At 65.5% G+C, this 22,672-nt stretch carries 21 protein-coding genes; 3 read left to right on the top strand and 18 right to left on the bottom strand.

What is annotated here, in order from left to right; genetic code table 11:
* Positions 1-40: 40 nt before the first annotated feature.
* From CUR21_RS03065 to CUR21_RS03085, 5 genes are all read right to left on the bottom strand, one after another.
* A complete protein-coding gene (locus tag CUR21_RS03065; RefSeq protein ID WP_100195536.1) occupies positions 41-835 on the bottom strand; it encodes a DUF2189 domain-containing protein in 795 nt (264 codons plus the stop codon).
* Between the two features lie 82 nt (positions 836-917).
* Positions 918-2,042, bottom strand: coding sequence for a peptide chain release factor 2 (gene prfB / locus CUR21_RS03070; RefSeq protein ID WP_100195537.1), 1,125 nt, complete (start codon positions 2,040-2,042; stop codon positions 918-920).
* A 95-nt stretch (positions 2,043-2,137) separates the two neighbouring features.
* Positions 2,138-4,693, bottom strand: a complete 2,556-nt coding sequence (locus tag CUR21_RS03075; protein ID WP_100195538.1) for a penicillin-binding protein 1A — start codon at positions 4,691-4,693, stop codon at positions 2,138-2,140.
* Between the two features lie 129 nt (positions 4,694-4,822).
* Positions 4,823-6,022: an N-acetylmuramoyl-L-alanine amidase gene (locus CUR21_RS03080; protein ID WP_369802499.1), complete on the bottom strand. Its 1,200-nt coding sequence runs from the start codon at positions 6,020-6,022 to the stop codon at positions 4,823-4,825.
* A 71-nt stretch (positions 6,023-6,093) separates the two neighbouring features.
* Complete coding sequence (locus CUR21_RS03085; RefSeq protein ID WP_100195539.1) at positions 6,094-7,242, bottom strand: pyridoxal phosphate-dependent aminotransferase; 1,149 nt, start codon at positions 7,240-7,242, stop codon at positions 6,094-6,096.
* A 127-nt stretch (positions 7,243-7,369) separates the two neighbouring features.
* Between CUR21_RS03085 and CUR21_RS03090 the strand changes: the two genes are divergently transcribed.
* Entirely contained in the window at positions 7,370-8,107 is a 738-nt protein-coding gene (locus CUR21_RS03090) for a DsbA family protein (protein ID WP_100195540.1), read from the top strand.
* 53 nt (positions 8,108-8,160) lie between these two features.
* On the opposite strand, the gene lpxB is transcribed toward CUR21_RS03090, so the two are convergent.
* The 13 genes from lpxB to pyrH form a co-directional block, all read right to left on the bottom strand.
* The gene (gene lpxB / locus CUR21_RS03095; protein WP_100195625.1) at positions 8,161-9,297 is read right to left on the bottom strand and encodes a lipid-A-disaccharide synthase; all 1,137 of its coding nucleotides are present in this window, start codon (positions 9,295-9,297) and stop codon (positions 8,161-8,163) included.
* The gene (locus CUR21_RS03100; protein WP_100195541.1) at positions 9,294-10,091 is read right to left on the bottom strand and encodes an LpxI family protein; all 798 of its coding nucleotides are present in this window, start codon (positions 10,089-10,091) and stop codon (positions 9,294-9,296) included. Before CUR21_RS03100 ends, lpxB begins: the two co-directional genes overlap by 4 nt.
* Positions 10,088-10,885 (bottom strand): acyl-ACP--UDP-N-acetylglucosamine O-acyltransferase, encoded by a 798-nt coding sequence (gene lpxA / locus CUR21_RS03105; protein WP_100195542.1) that lies wholly within the window; start codon positions 10,883-10,885, stop codon positions 10,088-10,090. The genes CUR21_RS03100 and lpxA overlap by 4 nt, the downstream gene beginning before the upstream one ends.
* A 3-nt stretch (positions 10,886-10,888) precedes the next feature.
* Positions 10,889-11,377: a 3-hydroxyacyl-ACP dehydratase FabZ gene (gene fabZ, locus CUR21_RS03110; RefSeq protein ID WP_232622664.1), complete on the bottom strand. Its 489-nt coding sequence runs from the start codon at positions 11,375-11,377 to the stop codon at positions 10,889-10,891.
* A 95-nt stretch (positions 11,378-11,472) separates the two neighbouring features.
* The gene (locus CUR21_RS03115) at positions 11,473-12,138 is read right to left on the bottom strand and encodes an OmpH family outer membrane protein (protein ID WP_100195544.1); all 666 of its coding nucleotides are present in this window, start codon (positions 12,136-12,138) and stop codon (positions 11,473-11,475) included.
* Positions 12,138-14,522: an outer membrane protein assembly factor BamA gene (bamA, locus tag CUR21_RS03120; protein ID WP_100195545.1), complete on the bottom strand. Its 2,385-nt coding sequence runs from the start codon at positions 14,520-14,522 to the stop codon at positions 12,138-12,140. The genes CUR21_RS03115 and bamA overlap by 1 nt, the downstream gene beginning before the upstream one ends.
* A 157-nt stretch (positions 14,523-14,679) precedes the next feature.
* Entirely contained in the window at positions 14,680-14,817 is a 138-nt protein-coding gene (locus tag CUR21_RS18740; RefSeq protein WP_198431601.1) for a hypothetical protein, read from the bottom strand.
* A gap of 61 nt (positions 14,818-14,878) precedes the next feature.
* Positions 14,879-16,216: an RIP metalloprotease RseP gene (rseP, locus tag CUR21_RS03125; protein ID WP_100195546.1), complete on the bottom strand. Its 1,338-nt coding sequence runs from the start codon at positions 16,214-16,216 to the stop codon at positions 14,879-14,881.
* 45 nt (positions 16,217-16,261) lie between these two features.
* The gene (gene dxr / locus CUR21_RS03130; protein WP_100195547.1) at positions 16,262-17,446 is read right to left on the bottom strand and encodes a 1-deoxy-D-xylulose-5-phosphate reductoisomerase; all 1,185 of its coding nucleotides are present in this window, start codon (positions 17,444-17,446) and stop codon (positions 16,262-16,264) included.
* Positions 17,447-17,451: 5 nt separating this feature from the next.
* Positions 17,452-18,252: a phosphatidate cytidylyltransferase gene (locus CUR21_RS03135; RefSeq protein ID WP_100195548.1), complete on the bottom strand. Its 801-nt coding sequence runs from the start codon at positions 18,250-18,252 to the stop codon at positions 17,452-17,454.
* Complete coding sequence (gene uppS / locus CUR21_RS03140) at positions 18,249-19,010, bottom strand: polyprenyl diphosphate synthase (RefSeq protein ID WP_100195549.1); 762 nt, start codon at positions 19,008-19,010, stop codon at positions 18,249-18,251. The genes CUR21_RS03135 and uppS overlap by 4 nt, the downstream gene beginning before the upstream one ends.
* A 67-nt stretch (positions 19,011-19,077) precedes the next feature.
* A complete protein-coding gene (frr, locus tag CUR21_RS03145; RefSeq protein WP_100195550.1) occupies positions 19,078-19,641 on the bottom strand; it encodes a ribosome recycling factor in 564 nt (187 codons plus the stop codon).
* Positions 19,642-19,754: 113 nt separating this feature from the next.
* Positions 19,755-20,489 carry a UMP kinase gene (pyrH, locus tag CUR21_RS03150; RefSeq protein WP_100195551.1) on the bottom strand — a complete coding sequence of 245 codons (735 nt, stop codon included), beginning with the start codon at positions 20,487-20,489 and terminating at the stop codon, positions 19,755-19,757.
* A 139-nt stretch (positions 20,490-20,628) separates the two neighbouring features.
* Here pyrH and miaA point away from each other — a divergent pair, with 139 nt between their 5' ends.
* Positions 20,629-21,495, top strand: coding sequence for a tRNA (adenosine(37)-N6)-dimethylallyltransferase MiaA (gene miaA, locus CUR21_RS03155; RefSeq protein ID WP_100195552.1), 867 nt, complete (start codon positions 20,629-20,631; stop codon positions 21,493-21,495).
* A gap of 121 nt (positions 21,496-21,616) precedes the next feature.
* Positions 21,617-22,414 carry an AraC family transcriptional regulator gene (locus CUR21_RS03160; protein ID WP_100195553.1) on the top strand — a complete coding sequence of 266 codons (798 nt, stop codon included), beginning with the start codon at positions 21,617-21,619 and terminating at the stop codon, positions 22,412-22,414.
* Positions 22,415-22,672 lie beyond the last annotated feature (258 nt).

Here is a 22,672-nt window from a genome sequence, read left to right on the forward strand (position 1 = left end):
AGGCGCGCCCCACCGGGCGCGCTTTTTTCATGGCGCCGCGTCACGCCTCAAAGGCCAGCGCCCGCCGATACAAATGCCAGCTCGCGTGGCCCAGCACCGGCAGCACCACAAACAAACCCAGAAACCCCAGCGCCATCCCGGCGAAAAGCAAGCCAGCGATCAGCGCCGCCCAAATCAGCATCGGGCCGGGGTTGGTTGTCACCACCGCGAAACTGGTGATCATCGCGCTGATGAAATCCACCTCCCGGTCCAGCAGATAGGGCAGGCTCACCACCGTCAGCGCGAAAAGCGTGCCCGCGAATCCCGCGCCCACCAAAGTGCCCACCGCCAGCATCATCATCCCCTCCACCGTCTGAAACACGGCAAGGCTGGTGCTGATATTGGTCATGGTGGCATGGCCCAGAAACACCGCGAAAATCATATGGCCAAGGAAGTTCCAGAACAGGAAGAACACCACCACCACCGCCGCCATCGACGGGATCTGCCGGTCCTTCTGGCGAAAGATCACCCCTGCCACGCCGGTCAGGCTCAACCGCTCGCCCGCCTCCAGCCGCCGCGAGACTTCATAAAAGCCGCAGGCGATGAACGGGCCCAGAATCGGAAAGCCGGCGCCCGCGATGATGGTCCACCACACCTGCCCCTTGGCCAGCAGCGCCCAAGTGATCAACCAACCCGCCGCCACATAGACCGAGGCAAAGGCCAGCCCATAAAGCGGCGCTGTCCGAAAATCCCGCCAGCCCGCCGCCAGCGCGGCGCGCAGATCCGACAGATCCAGTTCCAGAATGTCCGAGGCCGGGTTGGCCCCCGGATGCGATGATGCCGCGTCGCTCTTCATAGCCCCTCCCGCTTTGCGCAAAGGCTAAGCGGAAAGGCCGCAGGGCTCAAAGATGTATTTCAGGCAAAGGACAGGCTGCCGATCACTCGGCATTCGCCTCGGCGCGGCTCTTGCCCGCCACGTCCAGCGCCAGCGTCGCCGCCATGAACTGGTCCAGATCCCCGTCCAGCACGCCTTGGGTGTCACTGGTTTCCACGCTGGTGCGCAGATCCTTGACCATCTGATAGGGCTGCAAGACATAAGACCGGATCTGGTTGCCCCAGCCCGCCTCGCCCTTGTTGTCATAGGCGGCGTTGATCGCGGCGTTCCGCTTGTCCAACTCCATCTGATACAGCCGCGATTTCAGCGCATTCATCGCGATTTCGCGGTTCTGGTGCTGCGACTTCATCGAACTGGTGACCACGATCCCAGTCGGCAAGTGCGTGATCCGCACCGCCGAGTCGGTGGTGTTGACGTGCTGCCCCCCCGCACCCGACGACCGATAGGTGTCAATCCGGATCTCATTGTCCGGGACCACGATCTCGATATTGTCGTCGATCACCGGATAGACCCAGACCGAGGAAAACGACGTGTGCCGCCGTGCTGCCGAGTCATAGGGCGAAATCCGCACCAAACGGTGCACGCCCGATTCCGACTTCAGCCAGCCATAGGCATTGTGCCCGGTGATCTTGTAAGACACCGACCGGATGCCCGCCTCTTCCCCGGCGGTTTCCGATTGCATCTCCACCTTGTAGCCCTTTTTCTCGGCCCACCGCACATACATGCGCGCCAGCATGCTGGCCCAATCGCAGGATTCCGTGCCACCGGCCCCGGCGTTCACCTCAAGGAAGGTGTCATTGCTGTCGGCCTCGCCATCCAGCAGCGCCTCCAGCTCCTTTTCGGCGGCCAGCTTGGTCAGGTCGCGCAAAGCGCCTTCGGCCTCGGTCACGATCTCGGCGTCGCCTTCGGCTTCGCCCATCTCGATCAGCTCCACATTGTCGCGCAGACCCCGCTCGATCAGCTCATAGGTGGAAATCGCCTCCATCAGCGCCTGACGCTCTTTCATAAGCTTCTGCGCCTTGGCGGGATCATTCCACAGATTGGGGTCTTCGATCATCGCATTGAATTCTTCCAGCCGATGCGACGCGGTTTCCCGGTCCATCCGCTGACCCAGAAGTTTCAGCGATTTTTCAATTGCGGCAACATTGTTCTGCGTCTCGGCGCGCATGGCTCTTTATCCTTCGGGCTGCTGCCCGGCACATAGCGAAAAGGCGGCCGCGCGGCAAGGGTGCGCCCCCGCCCCGCGCCCGCCTTGCGCAAGGGTTAATACAATCCGCCCGAACTGAGCGTGCCAAAATCAGCCTTCGACGGCACCGAAACCCGCTCCCCCGTGGCCGTGGTCACCGTAGCCGAGCTGCCGCCCCGGTCTGTCTCGCCATAGGCGAACAGCGGCAGATTGCCCCCCATCTGGAAGCCCCCGTCCACCATCGCGCCCAAGCCAAAGATCGGCTCTTCGCCTTCCCGGAAATATTCCGCCACCACATTGTCCCCGGTGGCGCCATCCGGCAAACGTGCGCCGCTGAACCGGTCGATGTTGATGAAATAGCCGCCCGGCGGCACCTTGAACTTGGCGCCCCCATATTGCTTGATCGCGCTGCGCATGAACTCCTCGAACACCGGGCCACAAAAGCCACCGCCCGAAGCGCCGTTCATCGTGCGCGGCTGGTCATAGCCGATGTAGCAGCCCGCCACGATATTGCTGGTATAGCCCACGAACCACACATCCTTGTTGTCATTGGTGGTCCCGGTCTTGCCCGCCACCGGCACCGGCAGGTTGATTCCCCGCGCCGTGCCGCGCTGCACCACGCCTTCCATCATGGATGTCAGCTGATAGGCCGTGATCGCATCCATCACCCGCTCGCGCTGCGAGGTCACCCGCAGCCCGGCGCCCGGGTTCAGGCTGGCCGATTGGCAATCCTCGCAGATCCGCTGGTCATGCCGATAGACGGTGCGGCCAAAGCGGTCTTGCACCCGGTCCACCAGCGTGGGCTCCACCCGCTCGCCACCATTGGCGAACATCGCATAGGCCGCCACCATCTTGAACAGCGTGGTTTCCTGCGCGCCCAGCGAATTGGCCAGAAACGCGGGCAAGCGGTCATAAACGCCGAAGCGCTCGGCATAGCTTGCCACCGTGTCCATGCCGATCTCTTCCGCGATCCGCACCGTCATCAGGTTGCGCGACTGTTCAATCCCGGTGCGAATGGTCGTCGGCCCGTAGAAACGGTTCGACGCGTTCTTTGGCCGCCACAGCCCCTGCGGCGTGTTCACCTCGATCGGCGCGTCCACCACGATGGTCGCCGGGGTAAAGCCGCTGTCCAAGGCCGCTGCGTAGACAAAGGGCTTGAAGCTCGAACCGGGCTGCCGCGCGGCTTGCGTGGCGCGGTTGAACACCGAATCCTGATAGCTGAAACCGCCCTGCATCGCGATCACCCGGCCGGTGAACACGTCCATCGCCATAAAGCCGCCCTGCACCTCGGGCACCTGCCGCAAGGACCAGCGCACAAAGCTGCCATCGCTGTCCTTGGTCACCGCACGCACCAGCACCACGTCGCCCACGTCCACCAGATCACTGGCGCGGCTTGCCTTCGGCCCCAGCCGCCCGTTCTCCAGCCGCTTGCGCGCCCAAGTCACATCCTCTGCCGGGATGAAATGCCCGTCCTCATCCTCGGGCTGCCCCTCGATCCCGATCCGGGCCGACCGCTCGCCTGTTTCCAGCACCACCGCCGGGAACCAGCCTTCCACGTCGCGCGGCACCTCCACTTCGGCCAATGCGGCGCGCCACGCCTCTTCGCTGCCCAGCTGATCGGCCGGAATGGTCTTGCCGGTGCCGCGCCACACGCCTTGCCCCCGGTCATAGCGCTCCAGCCCCCGGCGCAGCGCACGGGCGGCATCTTCCTGCAAATCGGGGTCTACCGTCGCGCGGATCGACAGACCGCCGCCAAAGAACTCCTCCTCGCCAAAACTGCCCGAAAGCTGGCGCCGGATTTCGTCGGTAAAGTAATCACGCGGCGGCAGCGCCTCGCGGAAGGCCGGGAAATCACCGTTCTGAACCGACCGCAGCGGCAACTGCCGCTCGGCCTCATAGGTCGCCTCGTCGATATAACCGTTCTGCCACATCTCGCGCAGCACATAATTCCGCCGCTGCGTCACCCGCTCCTTGGCGCGCACGGGGTGATATTGGCTCGGGGCCTGAGGCATCGCCGCCAGCATCGCCGCCTCATGCGGCGCCAGATCGGTCAAGGGCTTGTTGAAATAGGTCTGCGCCGCAGCCGCCACCCCATAGCTGTTCTGCCCAAGGAAAATCTCGTTCATATACAGCTCAAGGATCTTGTCCTTGCTCAGCGTCTCTTCCAAGCGGCTCGCAAGGATCAATTCCTTGATCTTGCGCTCACCGGTCTTGTCGCTCGAGAGCAGGAAGTTCTTCATCACCTGCTGGGTGATGGTCGACGCCCCGCGCAGGTTTTCACCCCGGCTCACCACCGCATCGCGGAAAGCCGAAGCCATGCCCGTCACATCATAGCCGCCATGCGTGTAAAAATTCTTGTCCTCGGCACTGATGAACGCCTGCTTCACCAGATCGGGGATCTCTTCCACCGGCACGAACAACCGCCGCTCCTTGGCGAATTCGTCGATGATCTGGCCTTCCACCGAATAGATTCGGCTGATCGTGGGCGGCGTATACTGCGCAAGGCGCTCATGGCTCGGCAAGTCTCGGGAATACATATAGAAAATCGCACCCACCGACAGGGCTGCAAACAGCACCCCCATCGTGATCAGCGTGAATATTCCACCGAAGAACGAGCCTATGAAGCGGACCAACCGACAACTCCCGAAGTTTATGCGCGCCTTATACATGCCAGGCGGCTTCGGGTCAAAACGAACGCCGGGGCACGGGCGTTCCCTCGCGCAATCGTCACCCCGGCCCGCGCCTCGGGTCCAAGGCCACCGCTAGCGCGGCAAGGCCGACAGCGCCGCATCCTCCGCCGCCCAAGCACGCAACCCGTCGCGCAAGGCCAGCGCCATGCGGCCCCGCCACTCGGCATCCACCAGCCGCGCCAGATCCTGCGCCGAAGACATGAAGCCAAGCTCCACCAGAATCGACGGGATGTCGGGCGATTTCAGCACCGAAAACCCCGCCGTCTGGCGCGGGTGGCGGTGCATCCGCACCCCCGCCCCCAAGATGGCCGCCTCCAGCGCCAAGGCCAGCCGCTCGATCCGTGGTCCGGTTTCGGTGCGCGCCATGTCCATCAGCACCGTCGCCACCATGTCATCCTGCGCCGTCAGATCCACCCCCGCCATCAGATCGGCCCGGTCATGCCGCTCGGCAAGCGCCTGCGACGCCGCATCCGACGCCTCTTCCGACAGCGTGTAAAGCGTGGCCCCCACCGCCTCGCCTTCGGCAATCGCATCGGCGTGCAAGGAGACAAACACATCCGCCGCCGCCGCCCGCGCGATCGAGATCCGGGTCTCCAGCGGCACAAACACATCTTCGTCCCGCGTCATAATCACCGTAAAGCCGCCATCGCGCAGCAGCACATCCTTCAACTCACGCGCAAAGGTCAGCATCAGCGCGGCCTCGCTGTGTCCGGCGCGCTCGGCCCCCGGATCAATCCCGCCGTGCCCCGGGTCCAGCACCACCACCACCGGCCCGCTGCCGCGCGGCGCCCGCGCGGGCAGATCCGCCACCTCCGGCAAGGCCCAGGCCTCGGGCTCGGGCACCGCCGCCGCCGCCGCAAAGGCCGCCGCATCGGCAGGCTCCAGCCGCAGCCGCACCTTGGCGCCCTGCGCCCCGGTCAGCATCCCCGCCTGTGCCACCAGATGCGGCCCCGCAAGCTCCATCACCAGCCGCGACCAGCCCTGCCGCACCACACCGGCCCGCAGACCCGCCACCGCCTCACTGCTGCGCGGCATCCGGTCCAGCCCCGCCCAGTCCACCTCGCGCATGTCCAGCACCAGCCGCGGCGGCTGATCCAGCACCCGGACCCGCCACGGCACCGGCTGGCTCAGCATCAGCTCCACCTCCACCCCGCCGCGCCGCTCTTCCACGAAAGACCGCTCCGGCACCAGCCGCGCCAGCGCCGACAACTCCTGCGCCGCCGCCATCACGGGCGCCAGCATCAGCCCCAGAACCAGCACCCACCGCATCATCCCGCGCCCCTGCCGCTCATCTGTTTCCAAATATCCCCGCCGGAGGCGCACATCGGCCCCGGGCGTTCCCGTCAGACGCCCCGGGACGCCATGAACGCGCGCAACCGCGCCAGCCCCTCGACAATATCCGCCTTGCCGCGCGCGTAGGAAAACCGCAAGGTCTGCCGCCCGCGCAGCGGGTCAAAATCCACCCCCGGCGTCACCGCCACCCCCGCCTCGTGCAGGATCTCGCGCGCGAAGGCCAGCGAATCCGTGGTCAGCTCCGACACATCGGCATAAACGTAAAACGCCCCGTCCGGCGGCGCCACCTTGGTAAACCCCGCCTGCGGCAAACCCTCCAGCAGCAAGGCCCGGTTGGCGGCATAGGTCGCGCGGTTGGCCTCCAGCTCATCCACACAGTCCAGCGCCGCCAAGGCCACCACCTGGCTCGCGTGCGGCGGGCAGATGAACATGTTCTGCGCCAGCCGCTCCACCTTGCGCACATGTGCCTCGGGCACCACCATCCAGCCCACCCGCCAACCGGTCATGCTGAAATATTTTGAGAACGAATTGATCACATAGGCCTCATCCGTGATCTCCAGCGCCGAAACCGCGCGCGCGCCGTAGTGCAGCCCGTGGTAAATCTCGTCCGACACGAAGGAGATCCCGCGCTCCGCACAATGCGAGATCAGCGCCGACAGCGCCGCATGGTCCAGCATGGTCCCGGTCGGATTCCCCGGCGAGGCGACGATCAGCCCTGCCATCTCCACCCCCGCCAGATCGGCCGGCACCGGCTGCAAGCGGTTTTCCGCGCGCGTCGGAATGCCCACCGGCTGCAACGAAAGCGCGCGCAGGATCTGGCGATAGCTCGGATAGCCCGGCTCTCCCAAAGCCACCCGGTCGCCCGCCTCGAACAGCGCGGTGAAGGCAAGCAGGAACGCCGCCGAAGACCCCGCCGTCACCACCACCCGGTTCGGGTCCAGATCCACCCCGTACCAGCGCTGATAGAGCGCCGCGATCCCCGCCCGCAACTCCGGCAAGCCCAAGGCCACCGTATAGCCCAAAGATCCCGCCGCCATCGCCTGCCCCAGCGCCGCCCGCGCGGCCTCGGGCGCCGGGGTGCCGGGCTGACCCACCTCCATATGAATGATCCGCCGACCCGCCGCCTCAAGCTGGCGCGCCTCTTCCATCACATCCATCACAATGAAGGGATCAACCTCACCCCGACTTGAACTTTTCATGCCTGCCCCTCTATGCTTTGCGCCGAAGTGTCCCGGTTCACGGGGCAAGGTCAAGGCCGACCTGAACCGGCTCAAGTCAAAGAAACGCCCACGGCAGTCCGCCGTCGCCCCCCAGCAGAGACGCCCCATGATCCTCAGAACCCTGATCGGCATCACCGCCATGATGATGACCTCCACCGTCGCGCTCGCCGAGATGACCGAGAGCGAGCGTGAAGCCTTCCGGGCCGAGGTGCGCGCCTTCCTTCTGGAAGAGCCCGAGGTGCTGGTCGAGGCGATGGAAGTCCTGCAAATGCAGCAGGAACAGGATGCCGTGCAGCGCGATCTGGCCATGCTGCGCGACAATGCCGAGGTGATCTACCGCGACCCGAACTCTTGGGCTGGCGGCAATCTCGAGGCCGATCTTACAATCGTTGAATTCGTCGATTACCGCTGCGGCTACTGCCGCCGCGCGCATGACGAAGTGGCCGAGCTTGTCGAATCGGATGGCAACATCCGCCTTGTGCTCAAGGAATTCCCGATCTTGGGAGAGCAATCCACCATGGCCTCGCAATTCGCCATCGCCGTGCGGCAGTTGCATGGGGATGACGCCTATAAATCCGCCCATGATGCGCTGATCACCCTGCGCGGCGATGTCACCCCCGAAACCCTCGCCCGTCTGGCCACCGATCTCGGCCACGATCCGGCGGCGCTTGCCCAGCAGATGCAAAAGCCCGAAGTGCAGGCCGTCATCGACGCCAACCACGCGCTTGGCGCCATGATGGAGATCAACGGCACCCCCACCTTCGTCATCGACGAAACCATGGTGCGCGGCTATGTGCCCCTGCAAGGCATGCAGCAGATCGTCGCCGGTCAACGCGAGGGTTGACCTTGGTCAACGCGAGGGTTGACCTTGGTCAACGCGCAGGCTGACCGCCCGCGCTACACCACGCCCCGCGCCGACAAAAAGTCCAGCACCGATTGCGCCGCCCGCAGGCCCGGTGCTGGCCCACCGCGCCCCAAGCGCTCCATCGTCAGCCGCATCGCCGCATGCTGCGCAGCCGCCCCCGCCTCCAGCACCTGCAACACCGCCGGCACGATCCGATCTTCCCGGCAGTCAGGCCCGATGAATTCAGGCACCACCCGTGTCTCCGACACCAGATTGACCAGCGTCACCGTGTCAATCAGTGCCGCCCGCCGCATCAGCCACAGCGTCAGCGGGTTCATGTCATAGGCAATCACCATCGGGCAATCATTCGCCGCCAGCTCAAGGCTCACCGTGCCCGAGGCCGCAATCGCCACATCGGCGGCGGCAAAGGCCGCGCGCTTGGTGGCCGCGTCCTGAATGATCTGCGGCGCAATCGCCCAATCGGCGGTCAGCTCCTGCACCAGACCCGACACCCCGCGCACCGTGGGCAGCGCCACCCGCGCATCGGGATGCACCGCACGGATCCCCGCCACCACCCGCCCCAGAACCGGGGCCAGCCGCGTCACCTCGCCCTTGCGCGACCCCGGCAGCGCCAGAACAAGCGGACCATGGCCGCGCATCCGCTCGGCCTCGGCCGCTGTTGCCAGCGGCTCTGCCACCACCGGATGGCCCACGAAATCGCAGCTCATTCCGGCGGCGGTCATATAGGGCGGCTCAAAGGGCAGCAGCGCCAGCACATGATCCACCACCCGTGCCATCTTCGCCGCCCGCCCCGGCCGCCACGCCCAGACCGAAGGCGCCACATAATGGATCACCGGCATCTCGGGCCGCGCCGCCTTCACGATGGCCGCCACCCGCAAGCAGAAATCCGGGCTGTCGATCGTCACCATGGCTTGCGCGCCCGAGGCCAGCATCGCCTCCGCCGCCTGCGCGATCCGGCGCTTGAGCGCAAAATACTTGGGCAGCACCTCGACCAGCCCCATCACCGACAGCTCTTCCATCGGGAACAGGCTTTCCAACCCTTCGGCCTGCATCATCGGCCCGCCGATGCCCGCAAAGCGCACCTCCGCCGACAGCTGCTTCAGCCCCGCCATCAGCGCAGCCCCCAGCCTGTCGCCCGAAGGCTCGCCCGCAATCAGGAAAAGCGTCAGCGCGCCCACAGGAACAGGCCCGCGTCTTGCGCAGCCGCGATCATCGCGGCACGGTCAAGGCAGATCACGCCCCCCGCCTGCCAGACGATGCCGCCCAACCCCGCCTCGGCCACCCGGGCCACGGTTTCGGGGCCAAGGGTCGGCAGATCCACCCGCATATCCTGCCCGGGCTTCGGGGCCTTGTAGAAGATCCCGCGCGTGGCCACAGGCCGCAGCCCCGCCGGCAGCGCCGCCACCCCGCGCAACAGCGCATCGGTGCCGGGCAAAGCCTCGACCCCAAGGCACAGGCCCTGCGCCACCACGCAGCCCTGCCCCACATCCACCGCGCCCAAAGCCTGCACGATCTGCGCGGCCCGCGCGGCATCGGCCTCATCCTGCGGCGCGGGCGTGCCGCACAGCACACCTGCCCCCGGCACCAAATCCGGCGCAATCTCGGCGGTGCCCTGCACCGCAAAGCCCGCCTCTTCAAACAGCCCGATCACCGCGCGCAAGGTGGCATCATCACCTTGGGCCATCGCCGCCATCAAGCGCGGCACCAATTGCGCCGTGCCTGCATCGAACAGCGCCGGGTCCAGCCTTGGCCGCTGCACCGCGCCCGCAAAAGTCACCGATGTGACCCCCGCATCCTCCAGCGCGTGAAAGAACGGCACCAGACGCTCCACCCGGAACAGCTGATCCACCGCCAGCCCTTCGGGGTGAAAGCCGTCCAGCGCACAGACCAAAGGCGCCTCCAGCGCACCCGCCACCGCAGCCGGCAAGCGGCCAGCCCCGGCGATGATCGCAGTCCGGCTCATTTCGGTGTCAGAAAGCTGCGGTCGCTGGCCGACAGGATGAAATCGGTCATCTCGCGCACATGCGCGCTTTCCGTCTCATCCGCCAAACGCCGCGCCCGATCAAGGAAAGACCCTTCCCCCTGCGCCAGCATCTGATACCCGGCCCGCAGCGCGGTGATCTCGGCCCGCTCCACCCCGCGGCGCTTCAGCCCCACAAGGTTCAGCCCGTCCAGCACGCCGCGCGGCCCTTGCACCAAGCCATGCGGCAGCACATCATTCGTCACCATGGTGACCGCCCCGATGATCGCGCCGCGCCCCACGCGCACCCATTGATGCACGCCCGACAGGCCCCCCACGATGACATCATCGCCAATCTGGCAATGCCCGGCAATCGCCGCCTGATTGGCCAGCACCACCCGGTTGCCCACCACCGCATCATGCCCGACATGGGCGCCGGTCATCAGCAGGCAATCGTCGCCCACCCGCGTGACGCCGCCACCGCCTTCGGTGCCGGTGTTCAGCGTCGCGCCTTCGCGAATCTTGCACCGCGCGCCCACGATCAACCGCGTGCGCTCGCCCTTGAACTTCAGATCCTGCGGCACCTCGCCCACGCAGGCAAAGGAATAGATGACGGTGCCGTCCCCCACCTCGGTCCAGCCCGTCACCACGCCATGCGGCTTGACCACCACCCCGGCGCCCAAGCGCACCTCGGGTCCGATCACGGCAAAAGGCCCCACCTCGGCCCCGGCCCCGATCACGGCCCCGGGTTCGACCACGGCCATCGGATGAATGCGGGCGCTCGGGTCAATGCTCATGCGTCAGGCCTTTTTCGGCACGTCGAACATCGCGGTGAACTCGGCCTCGCAGGCCAGCTCGTCGCCCACCATGGCGCGGCCTTCAAACTTCCACACCCGGCCGCCGCCGCGAAGGGCGCGCACATGCAGCTCCAGCACATCGCCCGGCACCACCTTGCGGCGGAATTTCACAGCATCAACGCCCATGAAAAACACATTCGCATTCTTGTCGACCAGATCCATCGACAAGCCTACCAGAATCCCGCTGGTTTGCGCCATGGCTTCGATGATCATCACACCCGGAAAAATCGGCGTGCCGGGAAAATGCCCCGTAAACTGCGGCTCGTTCATCGTCACGCATTTGATGCCGACGCAACTCTTGTTGATATGGATATCCACCACCTTGTCGACGAGCAGGAACGGATAGCGATGCGGCAGGATTCGCTGGATCAAGGCGATGTCTGCGCTCTGGCCCTCGGCGGCAGTCGCCGCATCCATTGAAGTCTCGGTCATTCACGGTCCCCGTCTTTTCCTTGCGCGCGCGTGGCACGACTGTTCAGGCTTTGCTAACAATTGAAACGCGCCAGAGCAAGGCGCAGAGCATCCGCTCAGGGTTGCACCGGCGCAGGCTCAGGCGCCTGTGGCACCTGTTCGGGCACCGGCCCTTGCGCCTCGCCGCCCTCTGGCGGCAGCGGCAAGGCCGCCCCGTCGCCCAGTTCCGCATCCAGCCGGGCAATCGCCTGATCGGTAATATCGATGCGGTCAAAGCTCAGGATCACCGCCGAACGGTCGATGATCGCCACCGCCCCCAGATCCTGCATCAAGGCCCCCAGAACCGGCACCGCCAGTTCAAAGAAACGCTGCTGCTCGGTGTCGCGCATCCGCGTCACGCTGCGGCTCTTCACCTCTTGCGCCACCCGCAGATCTTCCACCTTGGTGTCGAAATCCCGCGCCAGCGTTCTGAACTGCTCGGGCGGCAGAGCGGCCCGCTGGTCGGTCAAAGACCGCTCTTCTGCCTCCAGCGCCGCTTCCAGCCGACGGTTCTCGGCGATCAACTCGGCCGAGGCCGCCTCGATCCGCGCCAGAATCGCCCGTCCCATCTGCGAGTCTTCGAACAACCGCTCGCGGTCCAGCATCACCACGGATGAAAACGTTCCCGAAGGCCCATCCGTCGGCGCGGGCGTGGTCACTTGCGCCGCAAGCGGGGTGGCCATCGCCACCGCAGCCGCCATCAGCGCACTGCGCAACCCCACCCCAGCACCGCCACCGCGCATCAGAACCGCGTCGAAATCGTCAGGTCGAAGTTCTGTTCTTTGTCGTAGTCTTCTTTCTTCAACGCACGCGAGAAGTTAAAGCGCAGCGGACCGATCGGCGCATCCCACAGCACCGAAACGCCCACCGCCGCCCGCGGGTTGAAACCGGTGTCGATCGGCGCGCCCAAGGCATCCACCACATCGCCCTTCAAACCCCAGACCGAACCCACGTCGAGAAACGCCCCGCCGCTCAGCCCATATTCCTCGGGCAGGCCGATCGGGAAATCCGCCTCGAAACGGGCCACGGCATAGAAGTTGCCGCCAAGCGCGTCCCCCGTCACAAGATCGCGCGGGCCGATGCCATTGCCTTCAAAGCCCCGCAGCTTGCCATTGCCGAAATAGCGCTCGGTCACCCGCGTGCTGTATCCGCTCAGCGGCGAAATCGCCCCGGCCTCGAAAATCGCGCGCAAGGTCACTTCCTCGCTCAGCACCTTGCGCTCGGCAAGCCCCTGAACTTCCGAGGAGATATACTTCGCATCGCCCCCCAGCCCGGCGAAATCCTGACTGAAGCGGAACACCACGCCCCGGTCCGGGCTCAGCCCACCCACGCGGGTGTCATAGCTATAGGTATAGCCCAAAGCCGAGGTGAACTCACCATCCCGCGCCGATTCTCTTCGCAGCGTCGGGTTGAGCTCTGTCTCCGGATCAATCGATCCGTCGCCATCCACGTCACGCCCACGATAATTCTTGATCGTGTTCTTCGACAGCCCATAGCGCACTTCCAACCGGCTCAATTCCCCCACCGGGAAAGACAGCGCGGTGCGCAGCCCCACATTGGCGGTGTCATAGATCGCGTTCTTCTGGTTGGTCAGGTTGTAGAACGCCCCCAGCGACAACGACAGATCGCGCCCCAGAAACGCGGGCTCGGTGATCGAGATCGACGAACTGGTGTCATCCGACCCCGACGAGATCGCAACCGAAAACGCCTGCCCCCGGCCAAGGAAGTTCGACTCCGAGAAGCCGATGTTGATGCCAACCCCGGCATCCACCCCATAGCTCGCGCCCAGCGACAAAGACCCGGTGGGCTGCTCTTCCACGTTCACATCCACGATCACCTGATCGCTGGCCGAACCCGGGCGTGCATCCACCTGCGCATCCGAGAAGAAGCCAAGCGCCCGGATGCGCTCTGCCGATTGCCGCACTTCACGCGGGTTGAAGGGGTCGCCTTCAGCGCTGCGGAACTGCCGCCGGATCACCTGATCCAGCGTCGTCGTGTTGCCCTCGATGTCGATGCGCTCCACAAAGACCCGCTCGCCGCGCACCAGCGCGAATTGCAGATCCAGCGTGCCGTCGCGGTCATTGCGGGTGATGCGCGGATCGACCCGCACAAAATTCAAACCCTTGCGCAGCGCCAGATTTTCCATCCGCGCGATGGTGTTTTCCACCACCAGCGGCGAATAGGGCACGCCCGACCGCACGCGGCTCAGATCGCCGAACTCGGCCGCATCCACCCCGTCCACTTCCGACACCGTGGTGATATTGCCAAAGCGGTACTGCCGCCCTTCGCGGATCGAAAAGCTCACAAAAACCGCGTCCCGCTCGCGCGAAACCTCACCCGATGCGTCAGAGACCTGCACATCGACATAGCCGCGCGCCAAATAGAAATCGCGCAGCAATTGCTTGTCCAGCTCCAGCCGCTCGGCCACAAAGGTGTCGCGCTGGATAAGGTTGCGCAGCAGCCCGGCCTGCTTGGTCTGCAAGACCTGCCGCAGACGGCGGTCGCTGAAGGCGCGGTTGCCCACAAAGGACAAACGCTCAATCTCGGTGACGCGGCCTTCGGTGATCTCGAAAGCCAGATCCACCCGCCCATTGCTGCGGCGGATCAACTTGGGCTCCACCGTCGCCGCAATCCGGCCCCGCGCCTGATAGGCCTCGGCAATCGCGGCGGCATCGGCTTCGGCCATGCTGGGCGAATAGACCCGGCGCTGCTGCGAACTGATGATCTGCGCCAGATCCTCATCCTTGATGCGGCGGTTGCCTTCAAAGTTGATCACGTTGACAATCGGGTATTCCTGCACCCGGATCACCAGCTGCGCCCCGCGCGGCTCGATCTCGACCGTCTCGAACAGGCCCGACCGCACCAAGCCCTGATAGGCGTCATTCAGCCCGGCCTGCGTCAGCGCCGTGCCGCGCCTGATTCCGGCAAAGCCAAGAATGGTGGCATTGTCGACCAGCTGATTGCCCTCGATCACCACCTGATTGAACGCATATTCCTGCGCAAAGGCGGGCATCAGGATCGACGCCGAAGCCGTTGCGGTGGAAAGGAAAAGCGCTGTCAGCAAACGCTTGCGCAAACGCGCCCCGTCACGCGAGGCTTTCGCCGCGGCACCCGCTGTATCGTGCATGACAACGCCCCATCTTCAACAATCTGTTGTGTCTTCACTAGCGGGAAGCACCGGAGTTGTCAAAGCGTTGCGGGCAGGATTTCTTCCTGTGTTGGCGGGGCGTTGCACCTGTGCAGCAACCGGCGGGGCATGGCCGGGTTTCGCGCGCGCGAAACGCTCAATAGCCCAGGATCACGCTTCCCAAAAACGCACCCGCCAGCAATCCCGCGACGACGGTGCCCAAGCTGAAAATCCGGTCCGCGTTCAGCCAGACCAGAAACGACAAACCACGATACCCTTGAACCACCAGCTTCATGGCGCACTCCCCGACTGAACGCCTTCGGGATAGGCAGGGAATGCGGCCCGATTATGACCCTTTAGGGGCAGAACAGATCATTGGTCAGCGCAAACACCATCAGCGACAGCAGGAGCGCCAGCCCCCCCATCATCATCACCTGCAAGGCCCGGTCCGAAGGCGGCTTGCCAGCCACCGCTTCATAGGCGTGAAACACCAGATGCCCGCCATCCAGCACCGGGATCGGAAACAGGTTCATCAAACCCACCGCCACCGACAGCATTGCGATGAAAAAGATAAAGCTTTCCGCCCCTTGGCTCGCCGCCGCGCCCGAGCTTTCGGCAATCCCGATCGGCCCGCGCAGGTTGCAGCTGGAAATCGCGCCCGTCACCATATGATACAGGCCCGACAAAGACGTGGTGGCAATCGTCCATGTCTGGCGCGCGCCAATCTCCACCGCTTCCAGCGGGCCGGGCGTGCGCACCACCGGTTCAAAGCCGATGCCCCCCGTCAACCCGATCAGCCAGCGCGTCTCAAAGCCGCCGCCCTGCCGCGGAATGTCCATCCGCCGTGGCGTCAGCGTCGCCTCGAACACCTCGCCCCCGCGCCAGACCGTCAGCCGCAGATCCTGCCCGTCCGACTCTCCGACGATGCTGCGCAATTCGGAAAAGGCCGCAATCTCGGTGCCATCCACTGCAAGGATCACATCGCCCGCCCGCAGCCCGGCATCAAAGGCCGCCGTCTGCGGCTGCACGCCGCCTGCCAGCGGCGGAAAGGGATAAGGCCCGTCAAAGGCCACCCGCGCGCCCGCGCGCTCCACCACATAAGGCACCGTCTCGGCCGGGCTCAGCCCCTCGGCCACCGCCACCAGCGCGGCCAGATCCGGCGTCGGCTGTCCTGCCAACTCCAGCACCCGGTCCCCCGCCTGCAAGGTCTGTCCTTCAAAGGGCAGCGCGGGCACCTGCCCCACCACCGCCTCTTCGGTCGCCACGCCGCGCACCAGCACCATGCCGGCAAAGATCACCAGCGCCATGGCAAAATTGAACGCAGGCCCCGCCGCCACTGTCAGCGCCCGCGCCCACAAGGGCGCACCATGCATGGTCCGCCGCCGCTCGGCGGCGGAAAGCCCGCTGATCGCCGCCCCATCCTTGCCCGAGGCCGCGTTGGAATCGCCTAGGAATTTCACGTAACCGCCAAAGGGCAGCGCCGCCACCTGCCAGCGCGTCCCCCGGCTGTCCACCCGCGAAAACAGGATCGGCCCAAAGCCAAGGCTGAACACCTCGGCATGAATGCCCGTCCAGCGTCCCACGATGTAATGGCCGTATTCATGCACCGCCACGATGATCGACAGCGCCACCACAAAGGCGATCACCGTCCAGACAAGGCCACCAAAGCTGGGAACAAGACCAATCAGATCCAAGGGCTATCCTTCGTGTCACCGCCCCGCGGGGCATGGGTTGCAGTCTCAGCGCCGCGCCGCAAGCGCAGTGGCGGCCTCACCGGCCCGCACGCGCGCAAGATGGTCTGCGCCAAGGATGTCCTCAAGGGTCATCGCGTCGCTTTCAAGGCACATCTCCGGCATTACCCGGGCAAGCGTGTCTTCCACCACCCCCGCCATGTCCATGAACCCGATGCGCCCCTCCAGAAAGCGGTCCAGCGCAATCTCTTTGCTGGCATTGAACACCGCCCCCGCCAGCCCGCGCTGCGCCATCACCGCGCGGCACAGCCGCAGCGCCGGATAGCGCGCCAGATCCGGCGCCCGAAAGCTCAGCGTGGCGATCTGCGCCAGATCCAGCCGCGCCACCGGCAGCGGCGCGCGCTGGGGCCAGTTCAGCGCATAGCCGATGGAATGGCGCATGTCAGGCGCGCCCAGATGCGCCATGATCGCGCCATCCTGATATCCCACCAGCGAATGGATCAGGCTTTCGGGGTGGATGATCACCTCGATCTGATCGGGGTCCACGCCGAAAAACTCGCGCGTTTCAATCACTTCCAGCGCCTTGTTGAACATCGACGCCGAATCGATGGTGATGCGCTGCCCCATCGCCCAATTCGGATGCGCCAAGGCCTCAGCCACCGTGGCCCGCGCCAGCTGCTCCAGCGGCCAGTCGCGCAAAGCGCCCCCTGACGCCGTCAGGATGATCCGCTCGACCGCGCCGATGTCTTCGCCCACCAGCGCCTGAAAGATCGCCGAATGCTCCGAATCCACCGGCAGGATGCGCGCGCCATGCGCGGCGGCGGTGGCCATCAACAGCGGCCCCGCCGTGACCAGACTTTCCTTGTTCGCCAGCGCAAGGCATCCCCCGTGGCGCAGCGCGCGCAACCCCGGCACCAGCCCCGCCGCGCCCACGATGGCGCTCATCACCCAATCGGCGGGGCGGTCGGCGGCTTCGGCAATCGCCGCGTCTCCTGCTGCCACCGCAATCCCGCTGCCCGCCAGCGCCGCGCGCAAGGCGGGCAGGCAGCTTTCATCCGCGCAAACCGCCACCTCGGCCCGCAAGGTCCGCGCCATCTCGGCCAGCCGCGCCACATTGCGCCCGCCCGTCAGCGCCACGGTGCGAAAGGCCGCAGGCCCGCCCGCCCGGCAGATCAGGTCATAGGTGCTTTCCCCCACCGATCCGGTGGCGCCAAAGATCGAGATGCTGCGCATGATCCTTATCCCCCCAGCGGCGCGGGCATCGGCAAAGAGGTGAACAGCCCCAGCAGCATGATCAGCACCACCGCCCCGATCATCGCGTCAAACCGGTCCAGAAAACCACCATGGCCGGGGATCAGGCTGGAACTGTCCTTCACCCCCGACCGCCGCTTGATCCAGCTTTCGGCAATATCGCCCAATTGCCCGGCAAAGGCCACGAACGGCGCCAGCACCACCGCAAGCCAAGGCGCATAGCCCGCCGCCACGAAGATCAGCGACACGACAACCGCCCCAACCCAGCCCGCCACGGTGCCGGACCACGTCTTTTTCGGGCTGATCGCGGGCCAGAACTTCGGCCCGCCCATGATCCGCCCCACGAAATAGCCCATCACATCCGACACGATCACGATGGTCACGATCCACAGGATCGCCGGAACCCCGGGCCCGCGCAGCTCGATCAGCCCATAGCCCGCCACCATGATCGCAATGCCGTACAGCGTGGCAATCCGCCGGTCCCGCCGCGGGGTCAGCGCCAACGCCAGCCCCGGCAAGATCAAGAGCGTGCTGGCCAGATCATCGCGAAACAGCTCCGCCCCGGCCAGACAGGCCGCCGCCAGCAGACCCATCGCCACCGGCGTGCGCTTGCGCTCGGGCGCGGTCATATTGGCCAGTTCCCAATACATCACCCCGGTCAGCGCGATCACCAGCACTGAAAAAGGCAAGCCCCCCAGCCACAGCTCGCCCGCGCCCACCGCCAGCATGAAGGCCGCCGAAATCGCGCGCTTCTTCAAATCTCCCCAACGGGCAATCGCCTCGGTCATGCCGATACGACCCCGCCAAAGCGGCGTTCGCGGTTGCCAAAGCGCGCCACGATCTGCGCCAGTTCCGCAGGCGAGAAATCGGGCCAAAGCGTGGGGGTGAATTCATATTCGGCGTAAGCGGTCTGCCACAGCAGATAGTTGGACGTCCGCGTCTCGCCGCTGGTGCGGATCACCAGATCCGGGTCGGGCAGATCGGCCGTGTCCAGCCGCGCGCTGATCAGCGCATCCGTGATCGCCTCGGGCGCAAGCCGCCCTGCCGCCACATCCGCCGCCATCGCGCGCATCGCCCGGGTCAGCTCATCGCGGCCGCCGTAATTGATCGCCACCGTCAGGTTCAGCCGATTGAACGGCGCGGTGCGCGCCTCGATCCCGTCCATCAAGCGGCGCAGCTTGGGGTTCAGCGGCGTGCGGTCGCCGATAAAGCGCATCCGCACCCCTTCGGCCGCCAGCCTGTCCGCCTCGCGCTCTATATAGCGCGCGAAGATCGACATCAGCCCCACCACCTCTTCGGTGGACCGCTTCCAGTTCTCGGTGGAAAAGGCGTAGACCGTCAGCCAACGGATGCCCAGATCCGGCGCGCAGCGCACGATTTCCTTGACCCGCTCGGCCCCCTTGCGATGCCCCACCAGACGCGGCCAGCCGCGCTGCGTGGCCCACCGCCCGTTGCCATCCATGATGATGGCCACATGTTCCGCCGGACGGGCCTGCCCTTTCTGTGCCGTGTCGCGTAAAGCCAAGCCCTGTCCCTTTGTGCTCATTGTGCGCCGGGCCTGCCGCCCGCAACCAGACTTCCCTGCCCCGCCCCCTCCCGGGCAAGGCCGCAGGTCAGACCTGCATGATCTCGGCCTGCTTGCCCTCAAGCGTCTGGTCCACCAGCTTGATGTATTTGTCCGTCATCTCCTGCACCTCGGATTCCCAGAACTTGACGTCGTCTTCCGAAATGCCGTCCGCCTTGGCCTTCTTGATCTGGTCCATTCCGTCGCGGCGCAGGTTGCGCACCGCCACGCGCGCATTTTCCGCATAAGAGGCCGCGACCTTGGTCAGCTCCTTGCGGCGCTGTTCGTTGAGCTCGGGGATCGGCAACATGATGATGGTGCCGTTGGTCTGCGGGTTGATGCCCAGCCCGGATTCGCGGATCGCCTTTTCCACCTTGTTGACCATGCCCTTGTCCCAGACATTGATCGTCACCATCCGCGGTTCAGGCACGTTGACGGTGCCCAGCTGGTTGATCGGCGTCATCTGGCCATAGGCATCCACCTGAATGGGTTCCAGCATGGAGCCCGAGGCCCGGCCCGTGCGCAAAGACGCAAATTCCGTGCGCAGCGCGTTGATGGCGCCGTCCATGCGGCGCGCCAGATCCTCGGTGTCCAGTTCGAAATCGTCAGCCATCGGTTCGTCCCTTCGTCAGCGCCCGGGCCAAGCAACCGGCCCGGCAGGCGTTTTTCTGTTCTATATGCGAAGCGGGCGCAGGGGTATAGCCCCGCGCGCCCCCCGCCGCCGGATCAGTCGTGCACGATGGTATAGGTGCCACGCCCGGCCATGATGCCTTTGAACCCGCCGGGCTCGGACAAAGCAAAGACCACCAGCGGCATCCGGTTGTCGCGGCACAGCGCAATCGCGCTTGCGTCCATCACCTTGAGATTGCGCTGCAACACATCATCATAGGTGATGTCGCCATAGCGTTTGGCATCGGGGTTCAGCTTGGGATCGCTGTCATAGATGCCATCCACATTCTTGCCCATGAAGATCGCCTCGCAGGCCATTTCACTGGCGCGCAGCGCCGCCGCCGTATCGGTGGTGAAATAGGGGTTGCCGGTGCCCGCCGCGAAAATGCAGACCCGCTTTTTCTCAAGATGGCGCACGGCGCGGCGACGGATATAGGGCTCGCAGACCTGATCCATCGGGATCGCGCTGATCACCCGGGTGTAGACCCCCAGCGATTCGAGCGCGGCCTGCATCGCCAGCGCGTTCATCACCGTGGCCAGCATCCCCATGTAATCGGCGGTGGTGCGCTCCATCCCTTGGGCCGAGCCTTGCAGCCCGCGGAAGATATTGCCCCCGCCGATCACCATGCAGATCTCGACCCCCAGATCATGCACCGCCTTGATCTCGCGCGCGACCCGTTCCACCGTGGGCGGGTGCAGACCATAGGCCTGATCTCCCATCAGCGCCTCACCCGAGATTTTCAGCATGACGCGGTTGTATTTCACGCCGCTTTCCTGGGCCGCTGGGGTCATGGGCTTTCCTTCGTGTGGTTCTTTTGCGATTGGACTGCCGCGCAAAATGTCGCAAAACGGCGGCGGGTTCAACCTGTGACGAGCGTCGGTGCGGGGGGTTTCACACCCCCCGCGCCCCCCGTGGGATATTTCTGAACAGATGACATGGATTGCCAAGCTTTCCCGCGACGCACCGGTGCTGATCGCCGGGCCCACCGCCAGCGGCAAGTCGGCGCTGGCGCTGGAGCTTGCGGCGCGCGACGGGCGGCGCATCGTGAATGCGGATGCCTTGCAGGTCTATGGCTGCTGGCGGCTTTTGACGGCGCGGCCATCGGTTGCCGATGAGGCGGCGGCGCCGCATCTGCTCTATGGCCATGTCGGGCGCGATCAGCCCTATTCGGTGGGCCATTGGCTGCGCGAGCTGCGCGAGGTGCTGGACCAGCCGGTGGTGATCGTGGGCGGGACCGGGCTTTACTTTCTGGCGCTGACCGAAGGGCTGGCCGAGGTGCCCGAGATCCCGGCAGAAGTGCGCGCGGCCGGAGATGCGCTGCGCGCGGCCGATCTGCCCGCCATGGTGGCCGCGCTGGATGCCGCCACCGCCCGGCGCATCGATCTGGCCAATCCGGCCCGCGTGCAGCGCGCCTGGGAGGTGTTGCAGGCCACCGGACGCGGCCTTGCCGCCTGGCAGGCCGACACGCCCGCCCCGCTGATCCCGCGCGCCAAGGCCGAGGCGGTGGTGCTGCGCCCCGATGTGGCCTGGCTCAATGCCCGCATCGACCGCCGCTTCGACCAGATGATGGATCAGGGCGCGCTGGAGGAGGCCCGCGCCGAAGCGCCCTTCTGGCAGCCCGAACGCCCGTCGGCCCGCGCCATCGGCGCGCCCGAGCTGATCGCGCATCTGCGCGGCGATCTGACGCGCGCGCAAGCCATTGCCGCCGCCAAGCTTGCCAGCCGCCAATATGCCAAGCGCCAGCGCACCTGGATGCGCAACCGCATGCGGGACTGGACCGCGCTGGCGTTGCCCTGAACCGGACGGCGCGGCAAGTTATCCACAGGGGCACCTCGGAACTGTGGAGAAAGTCATAATTTTGCTTGGGTTGCCTGCGATGGGCTGCTTATCTCCTCGCAGTCCCAAACGAACAGATGCCATGAACACCTCTCGCGCCCTGTCCCAATTGCGTGTCACTGCCATCCCGAGACTGGCCGCGGGCGGCCGCTGGCGGGTGGAGGCGATGCGTGCGATCTCGGAACCCATGCTGCTGTGGTTCACCAAAGGGCAAGGCCGCATCACCATTGCCGGTGTGACCCGGGGCTATACTGCACATAATGCGGTGTTCATCCCGCCCGGCGTCATGCATGGCTTCGAGGTCGGGCCGCAGGTGTTTGGCACCGCGGTCTTCTTCGGGCGTGACACCGATGTGACCCTGCCCGAAACGGCGCAGCACCTGCGAATCCGCGAGGTGCACGCCCAGCAAGAGGTCAATGTGATCCTTGATTCGCTCCAGCGCGAGATGGAAAGCGACATTCCCGCCCATGACCGGGCCACACGGCATTACCTTGGGCTGCTCGGCGTCTGGCTGGAACGGCAGGCGGTCAAGGCCGCGCCGGAAACCCCCAAACCCGATGCGGCCCGCCGTCTGGTCGCGCGCTACACCGCGCTGATGGAGCAAGAGTTCCGCAAGGGCACCGGGGTCGGCGCCTTCGCCGCCGCGCTCGGCGTCACCCCCACCCATCTCACCCGCTGCTGCCGCATCGCCTGTGGCCGCTCGGCCATCGAAGTGCTGCAAGACCGCCGGATCTTCGAAGCCCGCCGCCTCTTGGCCGAAACCAAACTGCCCGTCGCCCGCATCGGCGAGGCGCTTGGCTTTGCCTCTCCCGCCTATTTCACCCGGTCCTTCCAGCACCTCACCGGGCGCTCTCCCACCGCCTTCCGCCGGGAAATCTGAAGCAAATCCTTGATTTTTGCCGCGAATTTTCCCGTTTTGCGGGAAAAAATTCTGTGCAGCGGTCGACACCATGTCGTTTTTGCGCCACAAAGAGACGACTCCGGGCGTTGACGCGGAGCCTAAAGTGAGGCGCAATGGGCCCAATGCCCCGGTGCATCACAATGCGCGCCGGGCAACACAAGACTGGACGTGCCCCGCTTCGGCCCAGTCCGGCGCAGTCGTGCAAAACGAAATCAAGATGGCATGACCATCAGGGAG

It is taken from the genome of Pseudorhodobacter sp. MZDSW-24AT, from assembly GCF_002794355.1.
GTDB lineage: Bacteria > Pseudomonadota > Alphaproteobacteria > Rhodobacterales > Rhodobacteraceae > Pseudotabrizicola.

Excerpts from the sequence above, each read along its gene's own strand:
- CUR21_RS03065 (WP_100195536.1), bottom strand. The coding sequence starts at position 835 with ATGAAGAGCGACGCGGCATCATCGCATCCGGGGGCCAACCCGGCCTCG.
- prfB (WP_100195537.1), bottom strand. The coding sequence starts at position 2,042 with ATGCGCGCCGAGACGCAGAACAATGTTGCCGCAATTGAAAAATCGCTG.
- CUR21_RS03080 (WP_369802499.1), bottom strand. The coding sequence starts at position 6,022 with ATGATGCGGTGGGTGCTGGTTCTGGGGCTGATGCTGGCGCCCGTGATG.
- CUR21_RS03085 (WP_100195539.1), bottom strand. The coding sequence starts at position 7,242 with ATGAAAAGTTCAAGTCGGGGTGAGGTTGATCCCTTCATTGTGATGGAT.
- CUR21_RS03090 (WP_100195540.1), top strand. The coding sequence starts at position 7,370 with ATGATCCTCAGAACCCTGATCGGCATCACCGCCATGATGATGACCTCC.
- CUR21_RS03100 (WP_100195541.1), bottom strand. The coding sequence starts at position 10,091 with ATGAGCCGGACTGCGATCATCGCCGGGGCTGGCCGCTTGCCGGCTGCG.
- lpxA (WP_100195542.1), bottom strand. The coding sequence starts at position 10,885 with ATGAGCATTGACCCGAGCGCCCGCATTCATCCGATGGCCGTGGTCGAA.
- fabZ (WP_232622664.1), bottom strand. The coding sequence starts at position 11,377 with ATGACCGAGACTTCAATGGATGCGGCGACTGCCGCCGAGGGCCAGAGC.
- CUR21_RS03115 (WP_100195544.1), bottom strand. The coding sequence starts at position 12,138 with ATGCGCGGTGGCGGTGCTGGGGTGGGGTTGCGCAGTGCGCTGATGGCG.
- bamA (WP_100195545.1), bottom strand. The coding sequence starts at position 14,522 with ATGCACGATACAGCGGGTGCCGCGGCGAAAGCCTCGCGTGACGGGGCG.
- CUR21_RS18740 (WP_198431601.1), bottom strand. The coding sequence starts at position 14,817 with ATGAAGCTGGTGGTTCAAGGGTATCGTGGTTTGTCGTTTCTGGTCTGG.
- dxr (WP_100195547.1), bottom strand. The coding sequence starts at position 17,446 with ATGCGCAGCATCTCGATCTTTGGCGCCACCGGATCGGTGGGGGAAAGC.
- CUR21_RS03135 (WP_100195548.1), bottom strand. The coding sequence starts at position 18,252 with ATGACCGAGGCGATTGCCCGTTGGGGAGATTTGAAGAAGCGCGCGATT.
- uppS (WP_100195549.1), bottom strand. The coding sequence starts at position 19,010 with ATGAGCACAAAGGGACAGGGCTTGGCTTTACGCGACACGGCACAGAAA.
- frr (WP_100195550.1), bottom strand. The coding sequence starts at position 19,641 with ATGGCTGACGATTTCGAACTGGACACCGAGGATCTGGCGCGCCGCATG.
- pyrH (WP_100195551.1), bottom strand. The coding sequence starts at position 20,489 with ATGACCCCAGCGGCCCAGGAAAGCGGCGTGAAATACAACCGCGTCATG.
- miaA (WP_100195552.1), top strand. The coding sequence starts at position 20,629 with ATGACATGGATTGCCAAGCTTTCCCGCGACGCACCGGTGCTGATCGCC.
- CUR21_RS03160 (WP_100195553.1), top strand. The coding sequence starts at position 21,617 with ATGAACACCTCTCGCGCCCTGTCCCAATTGCGTGTCACTGCCATCCCG.